Annotated in this window: 18 protein-coding genes; 11 read left to right on the forward strand and 7 right to left on the reverse strand. The window is 31.6% G+C overall.

All coding sequences use genetic code 11. The features are described 5' to 3' along the window. Nucleotides 1-131: 131 nt before the first annotated feature. The 3 genes from lysS to N534_RS0103675 all read left to right on the forward strand — a co-directional run bounded on the left by lysS (nucleotide 132) and on the right by N534_RS0103675 (nucleotide 4,949). The gene (gene lysS, locus N534_RS0103665; RefSeq protein ID WP_028891188.1) at nucleotides 132-1,829 is read left to right on the forward strand and encodes a lysine--tRNA ligase; all 1,698 of its coding nucleotides are present in this window, start codon (nucleotides 132-134) and stop codon (nucleotides 1,827-1,829) included. 167 nt (nucleotides 1,830-1,996) lie between these two features. Beyond that, the gene (locus N534_RS0103670) at nucleotides 1,997-2,869 is read left to right on the forward strand and encodes a hypothetical protein (protein ID WP_028891189.1); all 873 of its coding nucleotides are present in this window, start codon (nucleotides 1,997-1,999) and stop codon (nucleotides 2,867-2,869) included. A gap of 52 nt (nucleotides 2,870-2,921) precedes the next feature. Beyond that, nucleotides 2,922-4,949, forward strand: a complete 2,028-nt coding sequence (locus tag N534_RS0103675; protein WP_028891190.1) for a ComEC/Rec2 family competence protein — start codon at nucleotides 2,922-2,924, stop codon at nucleotides 4,947-4,949. A 3-nt stretch (nucleotides 4,950-4,952) separates the two neighbouring features. On the opposite strand, the gene N534_RS0103680 is transcribed toward N534_RS0103675, so the two are convergent. The 4 genes from N534_RS0103680 to N534_RS0103695 form a co-directional block, all read right to left on the reverse strand. After that, a complete protein-coding gene (locus N534_RS0103680) occupies nucleotides 4,953-5,474 on the reverse strand; it encodes a DUF255 domain-containing protein (RefSeq protein ID WP_028891191.1) in 522 nt (173 codons plus the stop codon). A gap of 98 nt (nucleotides 5,475-5,572) precedes the next feature. Beyond that, the gene (locus N534_RS0103685; protein WP_028891192.1) at nucleotides 5,573-7,336 is read right to left on the reverse strand and encodes a peptide MFS transporter; all 1,764 of its coding nucleotides are present in this window, start codon (nucleotides 7,334-7,336) and stop codon (nucleotides 5,573-5,575) included. A 71-nt stretch (nucleotides 7,337-7,407) separates the two neighbouring features. After that, a complete protein-coding gene (locus N534_RS0103690) occupies nucleotides 7,408-8,952 on the reverse strand; it encodes a peptide MFS transporter (protein ID WP_038005472.1) in 1,545 nt (514 codons plus the stop codon). A 16-nt stretch (nucleotides 8,953-8,968) separates the two neighbouring features. Then, nucleotides 8,969-11,113: a S9 family peptidase gene (locus N534_RS0103695; RefSeq protein WP_028891194.1), complete on the reverse strand. Its 2,145-nt coding sequence runs from the start codon at nucleotides 11,111-11,113 to the stop codon at nucleotides 8,969-8,971. Nucleotides 11,114-11,250: 137 nt separating this feature from the next. On the opposite strand from N534_RS0103695, the gene N534_RS14390 reads away from it, so the two are divergent. Genes N534_RS14390 through N534_RS0103710 form a run of 3 tightly spaced genes read left to right on the forward strand, consistent with a single transcriptional unit; the run spans nucleotide 11,251 to nucleotide 15,124 of the window. Then, complete coding sequence (locus N534_RS14390) at nucleotides 11,251-12,990, forward strand: hydroxymethylglutaryl-CoA reductase, degradative (protein ID WP_255326688.1); 1,740 nt, start codon at nucleotides 11,251-11,253, stop codon at nucleotides 12,988-12,990. Next, nucleotides 12,990-13,916, forward strand: a complete 927-nt coding sequence (locus N534_RS0103705) for a GYDIA family GHMP kinase (RefSeq protein ID WP_028891195.1) — start codon at nucleotides 12,990-12,992, stop codon at nucleotides 13,914-13,916. The genes N534_RS14390 and N534_RS0103705 overlap by 1 nt, the downstream gene beginning before the upstream one ends. Then, nucleotides 13,916-15,124, forward strand: a complete 1,209-nt coding sequence (locus N534_RS0103710; RefSeq protein WP_028891196.1) for an NAD(P)/FAD-dependent oxidoreductase — start codon at nucleotides 13,916-13,918, stop codon at nucleotides 15,122-15,124. The genes N534_RS0103705 and N534_RS0103710 overlap by 1 nt, the downstream gene beginning before the upstream one ends. Before the next feature lie 64 nt (nucleotides 15,125-15,188). Here N534_RS0103710 and N534_RS0103715 read toward each other — a convergent pair whose 3' ends face one another. From N534_RS0103715 to N534_RS0103725, 3 genes are all read right to left on the reverse strand, one after another. Next, nucleotides 15,189-15,491 carry a hypothetical protein gene (locus N534_RS0103715; RefSeq protein WP_028891197.1) on the reverse strand — a complete coding sequence of 101 codons (303 nt, stop codon included), beginning with the start codon at nucleotides 15,489-15,491 and terminating at the stop codon, nucleotides 15,189-15,191. Nucleotides 15,492-15,513: 22 nt separating this feature from the next. Continuing rightward, nucleotides 15,514-15,744 carry a hypothetical protein gene (locus N534_RS0103720; RefSeq protein ID WP_028891198.1) on the reverse strand — a complete coding sequence of 77 codons (231 nt, stop codon included), beginning with the start codon at nucleotides 15,742-15,744 and terminating at the stop codon, nucleotides 15,514-15,516. A gap of 67 nt (nucleotides 15,745-15,811) precedes the next feature. Continuing rightward, on the reverse strand, nucleotides 15,812-16,150 hold the full coding sequence (locus tag N534_RS0103725) for a MotA/TolQ/ExbB proton channel family protein (protein WP_028891199.1): 339 nt from the start codon (nucleotides 16,148-16,150) through the stop codon (nucleotides 15,812-15,814). 198 nt (nucleotides 16,151-16,348) lie between these two features. On the opposite strand from N534_RS0103725, the gene N534_RS0103730 reads away from it, so the two are divergent. Genes N534_RS0103730 through N534_RS0103750 form a run of 5 tightly spaced genes read left to right on the forward strand, consistent with a single transcriptional unit; the run spans nucleotide 16,349 to nucleotide 20,705 of the window. Further along, a complete protein-coding gene (locus tag N534_RS0103730) occupies nucleotides 16,349-17,401 on the forward strand; it encodes a sensor histidine kinase (protein WP_028891200.1) in 1,053 nt (350 codons plus the stop codon). Further along, a complete protein-coding gene (locus tag N534_RS0103735; RefSeq protein WP_028891201.1) occupies nucleotides 17,394-18,101 on the forward strand; it encodes a LytTR family DNA-binding domain-containing protein in 708 nt (235 codons plus the stop codon). Before N534_RS0103730 ends, N534_RS0103735 begins: the two co-directional genes overlap by 8 nt. 34 nt (nucleotides 18,102-18,135) lie before the next feature. Next, a complete protein-coding gene (locus tag N534_RS0103740) occupies nucleotides 18,136-19,215 on the forward strand; it encodes a diphosphomevalonate/mevalonate 3,5-bisphosphate decarboxylase family protein (RefSeq protein ID WP_028891202.1) in 1,080 nt (359 codons plus the stop codon). Nucleotides 19,216-19,232: 17 nt separating this feature from the next. Continuing rightward, nucleotides 19,233-19,727 carry a toxin-antitoxin system YwqK family antitoxin gene (locus tag N534_RS15000; protein WP_051435838.1) on the forward strand — a complete coding sequence of 165 codons (495 nt, stop codon included), beginning with the start codon at nucleotides 19,233-19,235 and terminating at the stop codon, nucleotides 19,725-19,727. A 51-nt stretch (nucleotides 19,728-19,778) separates the two neighbouring features. After that, nucleotides 19,779-20,705, forward strand: coding sequence for a mevalonate kinase (locus N534_RS0103750; RefSeq protein ID WP_028891203.1), 927 nt, complete (start codon nucleotides 19,779-19,781; stop codon nucleotides 20,703-20,705).

Genomic DNA, 20,705 nt, shown 5'->3' on the forward strand with positions numbered 1-20,705 from the left:
TATACACCCTTTTTTAAAGTTTGCAAACTTTTATTCTTTTTTTACAAAAAATGTGAATCTGTTAAGCGTTGTTTAATTCTGCAATTGATTGTATCTTTGCAGCTTCATTAAAAATTAATAAAAATTAACCCATGCAATTATCAGAACAAGAAGTTGTACGTAGAGAAAAGTTAGGGAAGCTAAGAGAATTAGGCATCAATCCCTACCCAGCTGATTTATTTCCTTTAAATTCAAATTCAACAAAGATTAAACAGGAGTTTGAAGAAGGAAAAAAGGTGGTGATTGCAGGTAGATTAATGTCACGTCGTATTCAAGGAAAAGCTTCTTTCGCTGAATTACAAGATAGCGAAGGTCGTGTGCAAGTATATTTTAACCGTGACGAAATTTGTACTGGTGAAGACAAAACTTTGTACAACGAAGTGTACAAAAAATTATTAGATATTGGTGATTTTGTAGGTATTGAAGGTGAGTTATTTAAAACTCAAGTTGGAGAAATTACTGTAATGGTAAAAGATTTTAAATTACTAAGTAAATCTTTAAAACCATTACCACTACCTAAAGTAGATTCGGAAGGAAATACGTTTGATGGTTTTACTGATCCTGAAATGCGTTACCGTCAACGTTATGCTGATTTAGTTGTAAATCCACAAGTAAAAGAAGTGTTTGTAAAGCGTACAAAATTATTCAATGCAATGCGTCAGTTTTTTAACGATGCAGGGTATTTTGAAGTAGAAACGCCTATTTTACAACCAATTCCTGGTGGTGCTGCTGCAAGACCATTTATTACACACCATAACGCATTAGACATTCCGTTATACATGCGTATTGCGAATGAGTTATACTTAAAGCGTTTGATTGTTGGTGGTTTTGACGGTGTATATGAGTTTTCTAAAAACTTCCGTAATGAAGGAATGGACAGAACACACAATCCAGAATTTACTGCAATGGAAATTTATGTAGCTTACAAAGACTACAACTGGATGATGGAATTCACCGAAAAATTATTAGAGCATTGTGCTTTAGCTGTGAACGGAACTACTGAAGCTACTTTTGGAGAACACAAAGTTGACTTTAAAGCTCCGTATGCGCGTGTTACCATGGCAGACTCTATCAAACACTTTACTGGTTTTGACATCAACGGAAAATCAGAAGATGAAATCCGTAAAGCTGCTCAAGACATGGGTATCGAAGTGGATGAAACGATGGGTAAAGGAAAGTTAATTGATGAGATTTTTGGTGAAAAGTGTGAAGGAAACTACATTCAACCAACCTTTATTACAGATTATCCAAAAGAAATGTCTCCGTTGTGTAAAGAACACCGTGACAATCCAGAATTAACTGAACGTTTTGAGTTAATGGTTTGTGGTAAAGAAATTGCCAATGCATATTCTGAATTGAACGACCCAATCGATCAACGTGAGCGTTTTGAAGCGCAGTTAAAATTAGCAGCACGTGGTGATGACGAAGCTGGTGAGTTTATCGATCAAGATTTCTTACGTGCCTTAGAATATGGTATGCCTCCTACTTCTGGATTAGGAATTGGAATGGATCGTTTAATTATGTATTTAACTAATAATCCGTCAATTCAAGAAGTATTATTCTTCCCACAAATGAAACCTGAGAAGCAAGCTCCTACAATTGAATTGAACGACGATGAAAAAGCATTGTTAACTTTAATTGAAAAAGCTGAAAAAATAGATTTAAGCGAATTAAAAACTCAAAGTGGTTTGTCTAACAAAAAGTGGGACAAAACTATTAAAGGTTTAACTAAAAATAACCTTGCAAAGGTTGAAAAAACTGAAGAAGGTTTATTTGTAGAAATCGTATAATATATTTCTAAAACTAAATAGAATTGAAAAGCAATCTCATTTGAGGTTGCTTTTTTTGTTTGGTTTTTATGCTTATTTAGATAACTTAGCTATAAACAGATATAAGTCAATAAAACGAACTCATACCCAATATAACGCTTGTAAACATTAACAAAACTCTTACTTAATTGAAACAAACTTATTTTTTAAAAAACACATACTACAACACCAATCAAGAAAATATTACAAAACTGATTGATTATCTAACTTTAATTGGTGGAAAAAACCTAAAATTAAATTGTAAAAGAAGTAATATCTTTAAAGTTAAATGGACTGATAAAGAATTCCCTTTAATAACAAGATGTCATGTGCAATCAAGTATTGACTACCTTAAAACTTTTAATGATGATTTTAAAGAAAAACAGATAAAAATTGTAATCGCTGATATTGCGAATATCATTAAATTTCTAGATAAGAATGAGAACATAGATTTTATCTTAGTGAGTACAAATACACTTCCTTCTGCTATTCATTTTAGCTTTGCCGAAAACCTCTTTTTTAATCATCAGATTAAAGAACAGAATCAAAACAATTATTCTACTGATTTACTAACTATTTATGCATTAAGGTTATCATTAGAAAATCGAATTAGAGGATTATTAGGAATAGATTTTGCCACAAGTAATGGACAAAACATAGGATTATCAACTTTAATCAAAGTTGCTAAAAGCCTTAAAAAAGTTGAATATTCAATGAATGTCAATTGGGATGAAATTGAATGGGTCAACCATTGGTTAAATCATCATATGCATAGACATATTAGACCTTTTCCGTGGATAATATTCCAAGCTATAGAAATACTGAAACCACTGATTGACCCGAAAGAACCTATTTTAATAAATGGAAAAAAAACACACTCTTTTTATAATGCTACAATCATTGAAAATGAATTTGAACTTCAAAAAGAAATTGAATACATTTTAAAAGAAAAGTATGAGAATATTATAATAAACTGGAAATCAAAAAGAGAAGTAGTTAAAATAATTAATAACAATATATAACTAAAAGCCATACTTTTCATATTCATAGTTTTTTTCATAACTTTAAAAGGCTATGAAAAAACTATTACCATATCCTCCTTTTCATTTTTTGCTATGTGCTATTATCGGAATAACACTTCAGTTTTACACACAGATTTGGCAATTTAATTTTCTTTATTTAGGTTATACTTTACTAGGTTTTATAGCTATTCTCTATTTCTTAAAAAGACTTCAAAAGCGTAAAATTTTTAGTTTAGTTAGCTTATTCCTGTTTGTTTTCATTGGAGTTAGCGCCACCTATATTCATAATCCAAAGAATTATGTGAATTATTATGAATATCAATTAACAGATGGCTCGTATTCTATACTTACTATACAAAAAGTATTAAAACCAGGGAATTATTATACAAAATATGTAGCTAAAGTCTCTCAGCTTGATTCTACTACAACCACTGGATATATCCTTCTAAACATTCAAAAAGACAGCACTGAAACCCCATTAAAAATTGGTAATCAAATTTTCATAAAAACTCCTTTTAAAGAGCTGACTCCACCTTTAAATCCGCATCAATTTGACTACAAACAATATTTAGCCAAACAGTATATTTATCATCAAGTGTTTTTAAGCAAACATGAGTTTAAACAACTTAACAATGCTAGTTTTTCTTTAATCGCTTTATCGGCTAGTATCAGAGAAAAAATACAGACTTCCTTAAAAAAGCATCATTTTTCAAGAAATGAATTTGCAGTGATTAATGCTTTATTACTCGGTCAACGTCAAGAAATATCAAAAGAATTATTAGAAAGCTACACCAATGCTGGTGCTATTCATATTCTAGCTATTTCAGGTCTTCATATAGGTATTTTGTTACTACTACTCTCCTATCTATTTAAGCCTTTGGAAAGACTTCCGTATGGGATGATTCTTAAAACTGTTTGCATTGTAATACTACTCTGGTCTTTTGCTTTTATCGCTGGTTTATCAGCCTCAGTAGTACGTGCCGTAACGATGTTTACTTTTGTAGCTATCGGATTATCATTTAAACGAAGTAAAGTTATTGAGTATTCTTTGATAAGCTCTATGTTATTTTTACTATTGATAAAACCGATGTTTTTATTCGATGTTGGATTTCAACTTAGCTATTTAGCCGTTTTTGGAATTGTTTGGGTACAACCATTACTCTATGATTTATGGAAACCTAAATTACGATTTCTAAACAAAGGATGGCAATTGTTTACGGTTTCAATAGCTGCACAAGCAGGCATATTACCTATTAGTTTGTATTATTTTCATCAGTTTCCGGGGTTGTTTATCCTGTCTAATTTAATTATCATTCCTTTTTTAAGTGCAATTTTGTTCGGAGGAATAATAATTATTCTTCTAGCAACATTCAATATATTACCTCAATTTATAGCTGATATATACGGGTTCGTTATTTCTTTGATGAATTATTTTGTTGGCTGGATTTCACATCAGGAAGATTTTCTATTGAAAGAAATATCGACGTCTTTCTTGGAAATGTTGGCTTGGTATGTATTTATTATCTTTTTGTTTCAGCTTTGGGTTCAGAAAACGGCTAAAAGTATTGTTTTCTTTCTGACTTCAATTCTTCTTTTACAAGGAGTTTATTTTTATGAAAAATACCAGCGAGTAAACAAAAGTGAGTTTATCGTGTTTCATAAAAGTCGACACTCAATTTATGGAAAAAGAAATGGCGGTGAACTACACATTTTTAGTTCGTTGAATGATTCTATTCTTCAACAAGAAAAACTTTTACAATCCTACAGAATTGGCGAACATATTCTTTCTAAAAATATAGATTCAATATTTAACTTTACATCTTTCAACAATAAGCAGGTATTGGTAATAGATAGTTTAGGAGTATATCAAATAAAGGGAATTCGAAAGCCTATTGTAATTTTACAAAACAGTCCTAAAATCAATTTAGATAGATTAATTACTACTCTAAAACCTCAGCAAATTATTGCGGATGGTAGTAATTACAAGTCATACATTAATAGATGGAAAGAAACTTGTAATAAACAAAAAACACCATTTTGGTATACTGGCCAAAATGGTGCTTATATTTTTAAAGAATAACTTTTACATGGCACTTTTGAAGTTTTTTTCAAACTCTAGCCAAGGTGTATTCTTATAATTATCTTTGTTAAAGTACGCTAGTATTTTTTCAAACCTTTTTTCTTCTAAATACCCAGGTACATTTTGCAACAATTGTCTTTCTGTATTAAAAAAAGCTGTTGAAGGATAACTTAACTGACCTCTCATTATAGCAGCTGCTAGCTGGTGATACCCTCTTCTTCCTTGGGCTTGGTAAGAAAATGTTTTTCCTTGAAATGTAATATCATGTTTAGCCTCTCCATTTAATTTTACAGGGTAATAATGTGTATTGATATAATCTACAATCACCTTGTTTTTATAAGTAGTTTTATCCATTTTTTTACACCAACCGCACCAATCAGTATAAATATCTACCATAATTGGTTTAGGATCTTTCTCACTCATTTCCATTGCTTGCTCAAAAGTTAACCAATTAATCTTATCATCTTGTGCTCTTACTCCAAATGAAATAATGGTAAAAACAGCTACTAATATTATTTTTTTCATATCCTTAAAGTCTCAATAAGTGTTCCAAATTTACAAAAAAACCTGCCAAGTTATTGTCTTGACAGGTTGTTAAAAGTTCTTTTAACCTAAATTTAGGGTTATTTCACCCCGTGCATTAATTTTTTTGTTACTGGATATAATATTGCTGACAATACAGCTAATCCTATAGAAATAGCAGTTAACAACCAAAAGAAACTGCTTAAACCACTTTCTTTAGCTATACTTTCAGAATGCTCAGCAAATACACCAGCTAATTTCATACCAATAGCTACAGCTAAGTACCAAATACCAAACATAAAGGCAATCATTCGCCCTGGTACTAACTTGGAAACATATGACAACCCTACTGGAGAAATACATAACTCTCCCATAGTATGGAACAGATATACTAAGATTAACCATATCATACTAACTGATGCTGTTTTTGCCCCTGGCTCAATACCTGAAGAACCTATTGCCACACATGCCATTCCTAAACCTAACAATACCATTCCTATTGCCCATTTCATATTTGCATTCGGATTGTATTTGCTTTCCCACCATTTGGAGAACAGAGGTGCCAATGTAATAATAAATAAGGAGTTTAAAACAGAAAACCATGATGCTGGCACTTCTGTTGTATCTTTTAAAAACTCAGTATATAGCATCCATAATGCTATACCCCATACTATTACAAAACTTAGCCCTAAGAAAATATTTGATAACGCATACTTAGCAAAAGTCTTTTTGAATAATAGAAATAACACCCAAGTAATAATTCCTAAGGGAACTATAGTCATTAGTGAGTTAACTACCTTAAAAATTGTCCCTGCACTACCTTCAAGTGTTCTCTGAGTATAATCTTTAGCGAATACAGTTAATGAACTTGGAGACTGCTCAAATATGGCCCAAAAGAAAATCGTTACAAATGCAAAGAAAACTACCGCTAACATTCTATCCCTTAATACGATTGTATACTTAGGAATACGAATTACTAATAAAGCAATAAAAAGACCTAAAGCAACTAAAATAGCGATATTCGAACCTGAAAGTCCAGCAACTTCAAACGGGAATAGATTGTATTTTCCTTCAGAAATTTTGGAAATTGGGTCATTAAATATCCAAGCTAAACCCAACAACGAAGACACTGCTATCATTATTTTTTGAATACTCGTGAATGTATTTCTTCCTTCTTTAGCCTTAACTTCTTCAGCTGTTACTTGATCTATAACATCATTGTTTTTGTTTTTAGGACCATCTCCTATTTTACCAAAAATCCCTTGAGCAAACCAAAATTGTAACATTCCAAATAACATGAAAATACCAGCAACTCCAAATCCCCAAGACCATCCTACTTTTTCTCCTAAATATCCGCATAATAAAATTCCTAAAAAAGCTCCGGCATTTACTCCCATATAAAAAATGGTATAAGCTCCATCTTTCTTCTCTTCTTTTCCTTTATACATTTCTGAAATAATAGAAGTCATATTTGGTTTAAAAAAACCACTCCCTATAACTAGCAACCCTAAACCTGCATATATAAAAAACGGGGTTTCTACTGCCATACATCCATGACCTAATGTCATTAAAACAGCTCCTAAAACTACTGCTTTACGAATACCAATAACATTATCAGCAAAATAACCACCTACCATTGTTGATAGATATACTAAAGAGGTATATGTACCAAAGATTGCGTATGCCCATTCACGAGGCCACCCCCAACCTTCATCCATTAGTGAAGCAGTGAAAAACAAAATTAATAGTGCACGCATTCCATAGTAAGAAAAACGCTCCCACATTTCTGTAAAAAACAAAACGAACAACCCTGCTGGATGCCCTAAAACTTTGTCTTTAAATAAATTTTCGATATCTGTACTCATTTTTTTTAATATATAGTTTATATATAACAAACCTCATGATAGTTTTTTATCATGAGGTTAAATGTTCCTTATTATTTTACTCCGTGCATTAACTTTTTAAGCGGGAAACTTAAAAGGAATAATACTATACCTCCTGCTATTGGAATCCAAACTAAGATGTTAAAGAAATCTGCCATAGAAGATTCTTGAGCAATTTTTTCCATGTAACTAGAAAAAGATCCTGCTAATTTATTACCCATCGCTGAAGCGAAGAACCAGATACCAAACATGATACCTAATAATCTTTTTGGTGATAACTTATTAACATAAGAAAGTCCTACTGGTGATAAACTTAATTCTCCCATAGTATGTAACAAATAAGCTAATACTAAGAAAATCATACTTGTTTTTTGTACTGAATCAACACCTAATCCTGCTGATCCTATTACCATTGGAATAAAACCTAATCCTAATAATATTAAACCTATTGCAAATTTTTGAGGTCCGTTAGGATTGTATTTTGTCTTGGCCAACTTTTGCCAAATCCAAGAAAATAATGGTGCTAAGGTAAAGATGAATAATGCATTTAAACTCTGGAACCATGTTGCAGGTACTTCTGGGTTTTCATCAAAAAATTGGTTGTAAATCATGTACCCAATAATTCCCCATAAAATGACTACACTTAACGCCATAAACATCATTGCTGTAGCATACGTTTTACCAATTGCCTTGAACATCCCTATGAATAACCAAGTTAAAATTATTACTGGCAAAGCAGATAACAAAGCACCAACTACTTTAAAAATTGTAACTCCAACTCCTTCTAAACTTCTGTCTGTGTATTCACTTGCAAAAATGTTCATACTTGAACCTGCTTGTTCAAAAGCTGCCCAGAAAAAGATAGAGAAAAACGCTAAAACACCAACAACAATTAATCTTTGTGTTTCTACTTTTGTTAATGGCTCTTTTTCTACTGCTGCAGTTTCTTCTGAAATTTCCTTCTTTGGTGCTAATCCAATTTCTCCAAACATTTTTTGTGCTAAATGGAACTGAATTAACCCTATAAACATAAATACACCTGCTAATCCAAAACCATAATGCCAACCTAAAGTCTCCCCTAAATAACCACATAAGATTGAGCCTAAGAAAGCTCCCACGTTAATTCCTTGGTAAAAAATAGTGTATCCTGAATCTTTTTTATCACTCCCTTCTGGATATAATTGCCCAACAATTGAAGAAATATTAGGTTTAAAAAATCCGTTACCTACAATTAATAAACCAAGCCCTAGGTAAAAAGCAGGCATTGGTTCAAAAGCTAACGATAAATGCCCTAAAGTCATTAATACAGCACCTATGATAATTGCTTTTCTAAATCCTAAAATTTTATCAGCTATAATTCCTCCAATAATTGGAGTAATATAAACAAGCATTGTGTACCAACCATATAAACTACTAGCATCACTTTTAGTCCATCCTAACCCTGGATTATCACTAGCTACTTCGCTAATTAAATATAAAACCAGTAAAGCTCTCATACCATAGTATGAAAAACGTTCCCACATTTCTGTAAAGAACAACATAAATAATCCTACAGGATGCCCAAATATTTCCCTTTCGGTTGCTACATTTTTAGCCATAATATATTGTTTTAGTTTATAAGTTGTTTTTAATGAAGTTAGTCATCTTAGTATATAAGTGTAAACGCGTATTACCTCCATATATACCATGATTTTTATCTGGGTAAATACCCCACTCAAATTGCTTATTAGCTTGAATTAAAGCTTCAGCCATTCTGTAAGCGTTTTGTACGTGCACATTATCATCACCTGTTCCATGAATTAATAAATATTTCCCTTTTAATAATTCTGGATAATTTAAAGGTGAGTTGTCATCATATCCTGCTGGATTTTCCTCTGGTGTACGCATGTAACGTTCTGTATAAATAGTATCATAAAAACGCCATGTAGTTACTGGTGCTACAGCAATTGCAGCAGCAAACACATCGTTTCCTTTTAATAAACAGTTGGTACTCATATGTCCTCCAAAAGACCACCCCCAAATACCAATTCTATTTGCGTCTACATAAGGTAACTTAGCTAATTCTTTAGCTACTGAAATTTGATCTTCAGTTTCATGTTTTACTAAGTTCATGTAGGTTACTTTTTTGAAGTCTCGACCTTTAAAACCTGTTCCTCTTCCGTCAACACAAACAACAATATAACCGTTTTGTGCTAACATTTGATGCCAATAATCATTAGAACCATTCCAGCTATTCTTTACATTTTGAGAACCTGGACCAGAGTATTGATACATTAATACTGGATATTTTTTGTTCTCATCAAAGTTTACAGGCTTGATAGTGTACATATTTAAGTCGTTTCCGTTAACATTAATTGTAGAAAACTCTTTTTTACTTAAATTATATCCTGTAATAGTTTCTTTTAAAGCTGCATTATCAATAATCGTTTTTAACACTTTTCCTTCATTATTTCTTAATGTATATACAGGCGGTGTGTTTGCATCAGAAAATGTATTGATAAAGTAGTGCATGTTTTTACTAAAAGAAGCTCTATTTGTTCCTGAAGGATTACTTAACAACTTCTTGTTATTTCCGTCTAGAGAAACACTATATACTCCTCTATTGATAGAACCATTTTCTACAGATTGATAATAGATGGTTTTCTTATCAGCATTATAACCGTAGTAAGAAGTAACTTCCCAGTTTCCTTTAGTTACTTGATTTAATAACTGCCCGTCTTTACTATAGTGATAAATATGGTTGTAACCATCTTTTTCACTTGTCCAGATAAAACTATTATCATCTAAAAATGTTAAATCATCATTAATGTCTACATAAGCTTTATCTGTTTCATTTAAAACTAAGTGACTTCTGTATGAGTTAGCATCAACAAAATACATTTTTAAATCGTTTTGATGACGGTTTAAAGTGCGTACAGCTAATAAATTAGCATCTTTTGTCCAGTTAATTCTCGGAATATACTCGTAATCTCCCACTCTAATCTCAGCAGTTTTACCAGTATTTAATGAGAAAATATGTAAGGAAACTTTAGCATTAGCTTCTCCTGCTTTTGGATATTTAAAAACGTGTTGTGATGGATACTTTTCTTTTCCGTAAACATCCATAGAAAACGTTTTTACTTCAGTTTCGTTAAAACGTAAAAAAGCCAAGTTATTACCATCTGCACTCCAATCGAAAGCTTTTACAAAACCAAACTCTTCTTCGTATACCCAATCAGTAATACCATTAATTATCTCATTCTTTTTACCGTTGCTAGTTATTTGAATAACTGTATTATTAGAAAAATCTTTAATAAATAAATTATTTGCTTTAGCATAGGCTACTTTTTTGCTATCAGGAGAAAATGTAGGTTCTTGAATATCTGTACCTATAAGATCCAATGTCTTTTTAGCAATATCGTACACATAGAATGTACCTAAAAAAGAATGACGAAAAATTGGTTTAAAGTTGGTACCTAAAATCAATTTAGTTTCGTCATTGTTAAAACTGTATGATTGAAATGTTTTCAATCCCGCTAAATCTTTACTATTTACAATAGTGGCTACTTTTTCTAGAGTTTCATAGCTGTATTTATCTACTGAAGTACTTCCGTTTTCATAGTTTAGTAGCGAATAAAAATCTCCATTCATAGAGTTTAAAGAATTCATATAATCTACTCTAAACGTGCCTTTTATCCATATATCCTCTAAGGAAATATCTTTTTTCTGAGCTTGCACTAGCGAAGATATCCCTATAAATAATAGTAATAATTTCTTCATATTAAGTTGTTGTTTATCTAAAAAGTTTGCCAAGTTTACGGAAAAATAGCCAAAAATCCCCTCAAAAAAATCATAAAAACTAAATATCACCTCTATTTTAACACGTTTAACTTATCTTTGAACCATCAAAAAATGAATTGAGGATGTCTAAAACAATCTCTGGTTTTTCAAAACTTACCAAAGAGGAAAAAATAGACTGGTTGGCTAAAAGTTACTTTAACAATCAACCAGAAATTACACAAACCATTAAGCAATACTGGAATGTAGATGAAAAACTACAACAGTTGCATGATGATTTTATCGAAAATACTATTTCTAACTTCTATATGCCTTATGGCGTTGCTCCTAACTTTGTAATTAATGGACGTAGTTATGTAATACCAATGGTAGTTGAAGAAAGCTCTGTGGTTGCTGCTGCTTCTAAGGTAGCTAAATACTGGAGTACCAGGGGTGGGTTTAAAACAGAAGTGATTTCTACAACTAAAATAGGTCAGGTACATTTTATGTATGCCGGTGATAAAAAAGAGTTAGAAACTTACTTCAACCAACAAAAAACTGAATTACGTGCTGCCACGGCACCCATAACTAAGAACATGGAAAAGCGCGGTGGTGGAATTTTAGATATTCAATTAGTTGATAAAACTGATAAACTTGCAAACTACTATCAATTACATGTTACGTTTGAAACAAAAGATAGTATGGGGGCTAACTTCATTAACTCTTGCTTAGAAGCTATTGCAAAGGCTTTTAGAAAAGATGATATTGAAATTGTAATGAGTATTCTTTCTAACTATGTTCCTGAATGTTTGGTTAGAGCTGAAGTAAGCTGTAAAGTTTCAGAATTAGGTAGTAAAAATCCTGAAAAATTTTCTCAAAAATTTGAACAAGCAGTTAAAATTGCTGAGATAGAACCTTATCGAGCAGTTACTCATAATAAAGGAATTATGAATGGAATCGACGCAGTTGTTTTAGCAACAGGTAATGATTTCAGAGCTATTGAAGCTGGCGCACATGCATACGCTTCTAAAGATGGACAATATAAAAGCCTAACACACTGTGAAGTAAAAGACGGTATTTTTAGGTTTTGGATTGAAATTCCTTTAGCATTGGGAACCGTAGGTGGATTGACCGCCTTACACCCAATGGCAAAATTATCGTTAGACATGATGCAAAAACCAAGTGCACGCACCTTAATGCAAATTATTGCTGCTGCTGGTTTAGCTCAAAACTTTGCTGCTTTACGCGCCTTAACCACTAAAGGTATTCAACATGGGCACATGAAAATGCACTTGATGAATATCTTAAATCAGCACAAAGCAACCAATGAAGAAAAAGAAGCTGTGGTAGCTTATTTTGATGACAGAACTGCCTCACATAGTGCTGTGGTAGAAAAATTAAACGAGTTACGTAAACCCAAAGTACAATGGGTAGATTTTTTAAATGAGGAAGAAGTACGTAGTACACTTGCTAATTTAAAAACTGATGCAAAACCTTTATTTGGAAAAATGAATGGACAGCAAATGGTGGAGCACGTAAGTGCAGTAACTCAAATAGCTAATGGAAACTGGAATGTCGACATTTATGTTTCTGATGAGAAGTCAGCTAGAAGAAAACCGTTTTTAAATTCTGATAGTGAATTACAAGTCGGGTTTAAAGCTCCATTTTTATCAGAAGACCCAACTCCATTAAAGTTTAACTCTATGGAAGAAGCTGTTGATGATTTAATCGAACAAGTACAATATTTTGAAACTGTTTTTAATGAAAATCCAAACAGAAAGGTAGTACACCCATTTTTTGGTGAGCTAGATTATGAATATTGGAAAAAATTCCAAGTAAAACATTTCACACATCACTTTAAACAATTTGGATTAGTATAATGCGACACTATTCTAACGGAAAATTATTACTCACTGGAGAATATGTTGTTTTGGATGGTGCAACCTCATTAGCTGTTCCTACTAAGTTTGGGCAAGATTTAATTATTGAACCCATCAAGGAACCTCAACTTATCTGGGGAAGTTTTACACATACTGGAGAATGTTGGTTCGAGGCTTCTTTTGATTTACCAAAACTAAGATTAACTTCAGCAACGTTTAATTCAGACAAAGAAGGAAGTGCTGAGTTTATTGCTGAGACTTTACGAGATATTTTACAAGAAGCAAAACGTTTAAATCAAGAATTTTTAAATACTGAGCACGGTTTTATTGTAAAAACCAATTTAACTTTTCCACAAAACTGGGGATTAGGAAGTTCATCAACCTTAATTAACAATATTGCTACTTGGGCAAACGTGAATCCGTTTACACTGCTTTGGAATGCTTTTTCTGGTAGTGGTTACGATATTGCTTGTGCAAAACACAATACACCAATTCTATACAAACTAAAAGAAAAACAACCTCTTATTGAAGAAGTTAATTTTAAACCTAGTTTTTCTGAAGAGTTATTTTTTATTCATTTGAATCAAAAACAAAATAGTAGAGAAGGAATTGCTCACTATAAAAAACATAAAGTAGAAGCTAAAACATTAATTCCTGAAATTGACAACTTAACTCAAGAGTTTTTAAAAGCTAAAACTTCCAAAGACCTGGGTAAAATTATCATTGAACATGAGCGAATCATTAGTTCTATTACAAAGCAAATCACTGTAAAAGAGAGATTGTTTTCTGATTATTTTGGTGAAGTAAAAAGTTTAGGAGCTTGGGGTGGTGATTTTGTTTTAGCTACTGGAAACGAAGACACAATAAGTTACTTTAAACAAAAAGGATTCGAAACTGTTCTTTCGTATAAAGAAATGATTTTATAATGAAAAAAGTAGTTATTATAGGTGGTGGAGCAGCAGGTTATTTTACTGCAATAAATGCAAAAGAGTTCAATCCTAAATTAGACATTACAATTCTCGAAAAAGGAAAAGAGGTTTTACAAAAGGTGAAGATTTCTGGTGGAGGTCGCTGTAATGTTACTCATGCTTGTTTTGAACCCAAAGAACTAACAAAATTCTACCCAAGGGGTGAAAAAGAACTACTTGGCCCATTTCATAAATTTATGACTGGTGATATTTTTGAATGGTTTGAAAATCGTGGAGTTCCTTTAAAAATTGAAGAAGACAATCGAGTATTTCCTGAAGCTAATACTTCTCAAGCTATTATAGATTGTTTTCAAGATGCTGTTGATAACCTCGGAATTACAGTGTTAAAAAACCATGGTGTAAACTCCATTTATCAACAAGGTGAGAAATGGTTTATCAACACAAAAAATCAAGATTTTGAAGCTGATTTTGTGGTTGTTGCTGCAGGAAGCAGTAAAAAAGTTTGGGATTTATGTAAAACCCTAGACCATACTATTATTGAACCCGTTCCTTCTTTATTTACTTTCAACATAAAAGACAAACGAATTATTGATTTAGGCGGAATTTCGGTACCTAATGCAGAAGTTTCACTTGTTGGAACTAATTTAGAAAACTCTGGTCCTTTATTAATTACTCACTGGGGTTTAAGTGGACCTGCTATTTTAAAATTATCCGCTTTTGGTGCTCGTATTTTAGCTGACAAAAATTATCAATACAATGTACTGGTAAATTGGTTAGGGCAAGATACGAATTCTGTTCTCGAAGAGTTACAAGGACTAAAGAAATCACAGGCTAAAAAACAGATAATTTTAAAATCACCTTTTAGTGATATTCCACGCCGATTATGGGAACGATTGGTTACAGCTTCAGAAATAAAAAACAATCAGAACTGGGCTGATCTTTCCAACAAACAGCTTCAAAACTTAGCCAATCAATTAACACAAGGCTTATTCAATGCTAATGGTCGTACTACTTTTAAAGAAGAATTTGTAACTGCTGGTGGTGTGGATTTAAAGGAAATCAACTTTAAACGTTTTGAAAGTAAAAAACATCAAAATTTATTCTTTGTCGGTGAAGTATTAAATATTGACGCCGTTACTGGAGGGTTTAATTTTCAAAATGCTTGGACAGGTGGTTTTATTTGTGCCAAAGCAATAGCAGAATAAATTAAAAATCATTTCGAACAAAGTTTTAAAAGTTCTTTCTTCGTTCGAAATGACTTTACTTTTTTTAATCTTCGTCTTCTCCTTCTTCTTCGTAGCAGTTAAAAATGATAGAGTATCCATACTCTACAGCTTCTTCATATAATTCTTTTTGCTCATCATCTTCTACATCATCAACAGAATCTAGCGTAAAATATTCATCTTCTATTTCTACTATTTTCCAGTCTTCATTTTTGATGTAAAATTTAGCTAATTGCATAGCTCCTTCAATATCTTTATAGTCGATATACAAACTCACATAAGCACCCAAAACTTCATCGTAATGTTCAGAAGATTTTTTAGGTTTTGCTAAGGCATTAATTAAAAACATAGGTTTATTTTTTTTGTGTTACTTAAGCTAATTCTCCTCTATGAGGCTTTAATGCATCTCTAAAAACTTTCATATACTCTTCATCAACCACTATAAAAGCTGTGGTATGCATTTCGTTTAAAGATACAAAATTTACTTCATGATATGGTAAGTTATCTATCTGCGAAAATTCTTTTAAATGAATACAGTGATGCTTTGCCGTTTCCAATCCATCTGGACCTTTAAAATCCCAAATCAATTTAATTTTTCTCATGCAACAAAAATACCCATTTCTATATTAGAAATGGGTATTAAAAGAACTAACTGATCAAAAAACTAGATTAGTCTTCTCTTTTCCATAGCAAGACAATATCAAAGAGTCTTCCTAAAAGAAAAATAAACAATCCAAAAGCTGGCGCCAACATTCCTGCTCTAAACCCTGCCGCTAAAACTTGAGACGAAACTCCGTTTGCTACTGATATAGCCGCCAAAGCACCTAACATACCTAAGACAAATTCAAACACACCAAACACTAAAGAAAATAAGCCAATAGATTTAATAAGTTTAGCATTTTTCTCTGTATTATTCTTCAATCCTCTAACAAATAAAATAACTATAAGTATTAATAATACTACAAGTGTAATCATAAACGGTGCTCCACCTTCAATAATAAAATCCATAAAATTAGTTTTTAAATTATATGTTGTAAAAGTATGATTGACCTCAAATAAAAAATTAAAATTACGATAAACAACCTACTTCTTTCCTCTTTTAACAAGTTTAACTTCCAAAATAGAAAACTGGTTAAAAAACCTACTTAATCCTTATTTCATCTATTTTTACTTTTATTTGAGCTTAAAAATGTGCTTTTTTACAAGATGTTAAAGATATTTACTCCTTTTTTATACAAAATTCCTCTTCATATTTTATTTTGGGGGCTTGTATGGTTATTTTTTTACTTATTCTTTAGTACAGGGAGTAACAACCCTCAATTCCTTTTTTGGTTCACTAGTATTTTATCCGCTATTTCTATTATAACATCCTATGTTTTTGCGTACAACTTAATTCCTAATTATTTACTTACTAAAAAATATTGGTCGTTTTTACTATACACTAGTTATGCTATCATTTTTACACTTTTTGGTGTATTGGCTACTGTTGTTTTTGGGTTTGTTTTCTTTTTTAATTTAGAATTTCAAAACATGCCTGCCTTAACCAAAAGTTCCTCTGTTATTTTGGTATGTGTATTTTTAATCATTGTTTTAGCCAGTGGATATAAAATACTAAGCCATAATTATAAATCGATTGAAGAGAAAAAAACCTTAGAAAATAAATTCTTACAGACTCAATTACAGCTAAAAGAACAAGAACTAAAATTCTTAAAAATGCAGATCCATCCACATTTTTTGTTCAACACTTTAAACACCCTATACGGATTTGCCCTTAAAAAATCGGATACTGCACCAGATATGATTTTAAAGCTTTCCAACTTATTAGATTATATCCTCTATCAAGTTGATAAACCTTCAGTACTATTAAAAAATGAAATTCAACATATTGAAGATTATATCTCTTTGGAGAAAATGCGTTTTCAAGAAAGTTTAGAAGTTAATTTCATCAAAAACTTACATGATGACACTATTCAAATTCCACCAATGTTATTGTTACCCTTTGTTGAAAATGCTTTTAAACACGGTACACAAATTAACAATGTTTTACATATTAATATTAATTTAAAAACTACTGAAGATTTTTTGAGTTTCCATATCAAAAACACATTCAAAGAAAACACAAACAACAAGAAAGGAATTGGATTAGAAAACATTCAAAAAAGATTAGAAATGTTGTACAAGCAACAGTCTAAACTTTCTATTTCATCTGAAAACGATCTCTTTATTGTTGATTTAAAAATCCCGTTAAAAAATGGCTAAGAAAATAACTTGTGTAATTGTTGACGATGAACCAATAGCTAGAGAAATTCTCGAATCGTTTATAAAAAAAACACCTAACTTAGAGTTAATTGCAAGCTGTAAAAATGCAGTAGAAGCATTACAGGTTACACAAACTGATGCAATCGATTTATTCTTCTTAGACATTAATATGCCAGAAATTAACGGATTAAGCTTAGCTAAAATCATTAATAAAAAATCTAACATAATTTTTACCACAGCTTATCGAGACTATGCTGTTGATGGTTTTGATTTACAAGTTACAGATTACCTACTAAAACCTATTGCCTTTGATCGATTCTTACAAGCTGTTCAAAAAATTTCAACACCAAACTCCTTTATAAATACTTCTAAAGAAAATGAAACTTTTAAAGATTTTATGTTTGTAAGAGCTGATAGAAAAATGGTGAAAATTAACTTCTGTGACATCTTATACATTGAAAGTTTAGGCGACTATGTAAAAGTATTTACCAACGATAGCACAATAATAACTAGAGAAACAATTAGTAGTTTTGATGAGAAACTACCTAAAGAACAATTTTTACGTGTACATCGTTCTTTTATTATAGCACTTAATAAAATTGACTCATACACCAATGAGTATATCGAAATTCAAAAAAAAGCCATTTCAATAAGTAGAAGTTACAAAGACACTGTTTTACAAAAATTAGCACAAGTGTAAGTGAAACTTTATCTTTACCGCAAAATTTTACACCTTGAATACATCTGATTTTATATTTCAATCTCAAGACAAAAAAGTAGAAAACTTAACAGTTACTTGGCAAACACCTAGCAATATTGCTTTGGTAAAATACTGGGGAAAAAGCGAACCACAAATACCTAAAAATGCTTCAATAAGCTTCACGCTAAATAACTGCCATACTACTACAAAAATTGAGTTTACAAAGACTGACTCTAAAAACCAAACAGAGTTTGAGTTGTTTTTTGAAGGAAAAAAGAAAGATGATTTTAAGCCTAAAATCGCTAAATTCTTTGAGCGAATTCAAGACTATTGTCCGTATATCTTAGAATATTCTATGGTTATTTCTTCGGAAAATTCATTTCCTCATAGTAGCGGTATTGCTTCTTCAGCAAGTGGAATGAGTGCTATCGCAATGTGTTTAATGAATTTAGAAAAAGAATTAAATCCCACTTTAACTAAAGAATACATTAATAAAAAAGCTTCTTTTTTAGCTCGCTTAGGCTCAGGAAGCGCCAGCAGAAGTATCGAGGGCCCATTAGTTGTTTGGGGTGAACATCCTGAAATTAAAGGAAGTTCTGACCTTTATGGAGTAAAATTTCCACACGAAGTACATCCTATTTTCGAAAATTATCAAGACACAATTTTATTAGTTGATAAAGGAGAAAAACAAGTTTCAAGTACTGTTGGTCATAATCTAATGCACAACCATCCATACGCTGAAAATCGTTTTATTCAAGCGAATGAAAACCTTGAAAAATTATCAAAAATTCTTCAAAATGGAGACATTAAAGCTTTCATTAATTTAGTAGAAAGCGAAGCATTAACATTACATGCTATGATGCTTACCAGTAATCCTTATTTTATTTTAATGAAGCCTAATACGCTAGAAATTATCAATAAAATCTGGGAATATAGGGAGGGAAACAACAGTAATATCTGCTTTACTTTAGATGCAGGTGCAAATGTACACGTATTATACCCTAATTCAGAAAAGTCTGAAATAGAAGCGTTTATTAAGAATGTTTTAGCTACATACTGCCAAAAAAATCAGTATATTTGTGATAGTGTGGGTTTTGGCGCAAAACCTATGTAACCTAAATCTCCATTATTATGAGAAATTCAACTATACTACTATCCTTTTTTGCTCTTTTTATCACTACGTCTATCTTAGCACAAGACACAGTATGGTTTGATAAAAACTGGCAAGAAACGACAAAAGAAAATCACGAATTTTACAGACCCACTCCTAAAAGAATGAATAATGGCTATTGGATTGTAGATTACTACAAGAATGGACAAATTCAAATGGAAGGATTTAGCACTGTTAACATTCCTAATGAAGAGGAATTTGACGGTTTAGTTTTGTATTATCACCCAAATGGTAAACCTTTTCACAAAGCCAATTACAAGAATGGAAAATTACATGGTATACGAAAAGTTTACTACGAATCGGGAGAACTTAAGGAAGAAGGTAAATATGAAGACGGTAAAAGAGAAGGTATTTGGAAAACTTTTTACAAAAATGGTAAAATAGAATCCAAAGGAAAGTACCGCGAAAATGAGAAAGTTGGTATTTGGAAAACTTTTTACAAAAATGTATACTAGTTTGTAAACTAGCACTTTTACTTGTATGTTTGCACTGTAATTAAACTATCTATGAAAGGACCCTTATTTTACGCTAAAATATTACTCTTCGGAGAATATGGAATCATCAAAGATTCTAAAGGATTAGCTATTCCTTTTAGCTCTTATAAAGGCGCATTAAAGTCTGCTAAAAACCTAACGGGAGAAGCTGAAAAATCAAATCAAAGTCTAGCTAAATTTTACACCTATTTGGCAAACTTGAATTCTGATTTAGTTTCTTTTGATTTAAGATCATTAAAAAATGATATCGATAATGGTATGTACTTCGATTCTTCTATCCCACAAGGATATGGAGTAGGAAGTTCTGGTGCTTTAGTAGCATCTATCTACGACCAGTATGCTAATAATAAAATTACTGTTTTAGAAAACCTTACACGCGATAAGTTACTTACGTTAAAACAAATCTTTTCTTTAATGGAATCTTTTTTCCATGGAAAAAGCTCTGGATTAGATCCGTTAAACTCATATTTAAGTTTACCAATCCTAATCAATTCAAAAGAACATATTGAACCAGCAGGTATTCCTTCTCAAAAAGAAGGAAAAGGAGCCGTTTTCTTATTAGATTCAGAACAAGTAGGCGAAACAGAACCTATGGTTAACATCTTTATGAACAAGATGAAAAATGAAGGTTTTCGTAAAATGATTAGCGAAGAGTTTGCTACTCATACTGATGCTTGTATTGAAGATTTTTTACAAGGAAACGTAAAATCGTTATTTGGCAATGTAAAAAAGTTATCAAAAGTAGTATTAGCTAACTTTAAACCTATGATTCCTACCGCTTTTCATAAAGTTTGGGAAAAAGGAATTCAAACTAACGATTACTACTTAAAGCTTTGTGGTTCTGGTGGTGGAGGTTACATCTTAGGGTTTACTGAAGATTACGAAAAAGCAAAAAATAGTTTAAAAGATTATAAATTAGAGTTGGTGTATCGCTTTTAA

Origin of the sequence: Tenacibaculum sp. 47A_GOM-205m (assembly GCF_000518405.1) — a bacterium.
In the GTDB taxonomy this organism is placed as follows: Bacteria; Bacteroidota; Bacteroidia; order Flavobacteriales; family Flavobacteriaceae; genus Polaribacter; species Polaribacter lutimaris.

Coding starts and splice junctions, on each gene's coding strand:
- N534_RS0103725 (WP_028891199.1), bottom strand. CDS start 16,150: ATGGATTTTATTATTGAAGGTGGAGCACCGTTTATGATTACACTTGTA.
- N534_RS0103705 (WP_028891195.1), top strand. CDS start 12,990: ATGCGACACTATTCTAACGGAAAATTATTACTCACTGGAGAATATGTT.
- N534_RS0103690 (WP_038005472.1), bottom strand. CDS start 8,952: ATGGCTAAAAATGTAGCAACCGAAAGGGAAATATTTGGGCATCCTGTA.
- N534_RS0103730 (WP_028891200.1), top strand. CDS start 16,349: ATGTTAAAGATATTTACTCCTTTTTTATACAAAATTCCTCTTCATATT.
- N534_RS0103720 (WP_028891198.1), bottom strand. CDS start 15,744: ATGAGAAAAATTAAATTGATTTGGGATTTTAAAGGTCCAGATGGATTG.
- N534_RS0103715 (WP_028891197.1), bottom strand. CDS start 15,491: ATGTTTTTAATTAATGCCTTAGCAAAACCTAAAAAATCTTCTGAACAT.
- N534_RS15000 (WP_051435838.1), top strand. CDS start 19,233: ATGAGAAATTCAACTATACTACTATCCTTTTTTGCTCTTTTTATCACT.
- N534_RS0103735 (WP_028891201.1), top strand. CDS start 17,394: ATGGCTAAGAAAATAACTTGTGTAATTGTTGACGATGAACCAATAGCT.
- N534_RS0103710 (WP_028891196.1), top strand. CDS start 13,916: ATGAAAAAAGTAGTTATTATAGGTGGTGGAGCAGCAGGTTATTTTACT.
- N534_RS0103750 (WP_028891203.1), top strand. CDS start 19,779: ATGAAAGGACCCTTATTTTACGCTAAAATATTACTCTTCGGAGAATAT.
- N534_RS0103675 (WP_028891190.1), top strand. CDS start 2,922: ATGAAAAAACTATTACCATATCCTCCTTTTCATTTTTTGCTATGTGCT.
- N534_RS0103695 (WP_028891194.1), bottom strand. CDS start 11,113: ATGAAGAAATTATTACTATTATTTATAGGGATATCTTCGCTAGTGCAA.
- N534_RS0103685 (WP_028891192.1), bottom strand. CDS start 7,336: ATGAGTACAGATATCGAAAATTTATTTAAAGACAAAGTTTTAGGGCAT.
- N534_RS0103680 (WP_028891191.1), bottom strand. CDS start 5,474: ATGAAAAAAATAATATTAGTAGCTGTTTTTACCATTATTTCATTTGGA.
- lysS (WP_028891188.1), top strand. CDS start 132: ATGCAATTATCAGAACAAGAAGTTGTACGTAGAGAAAAGTTAGGGAAG.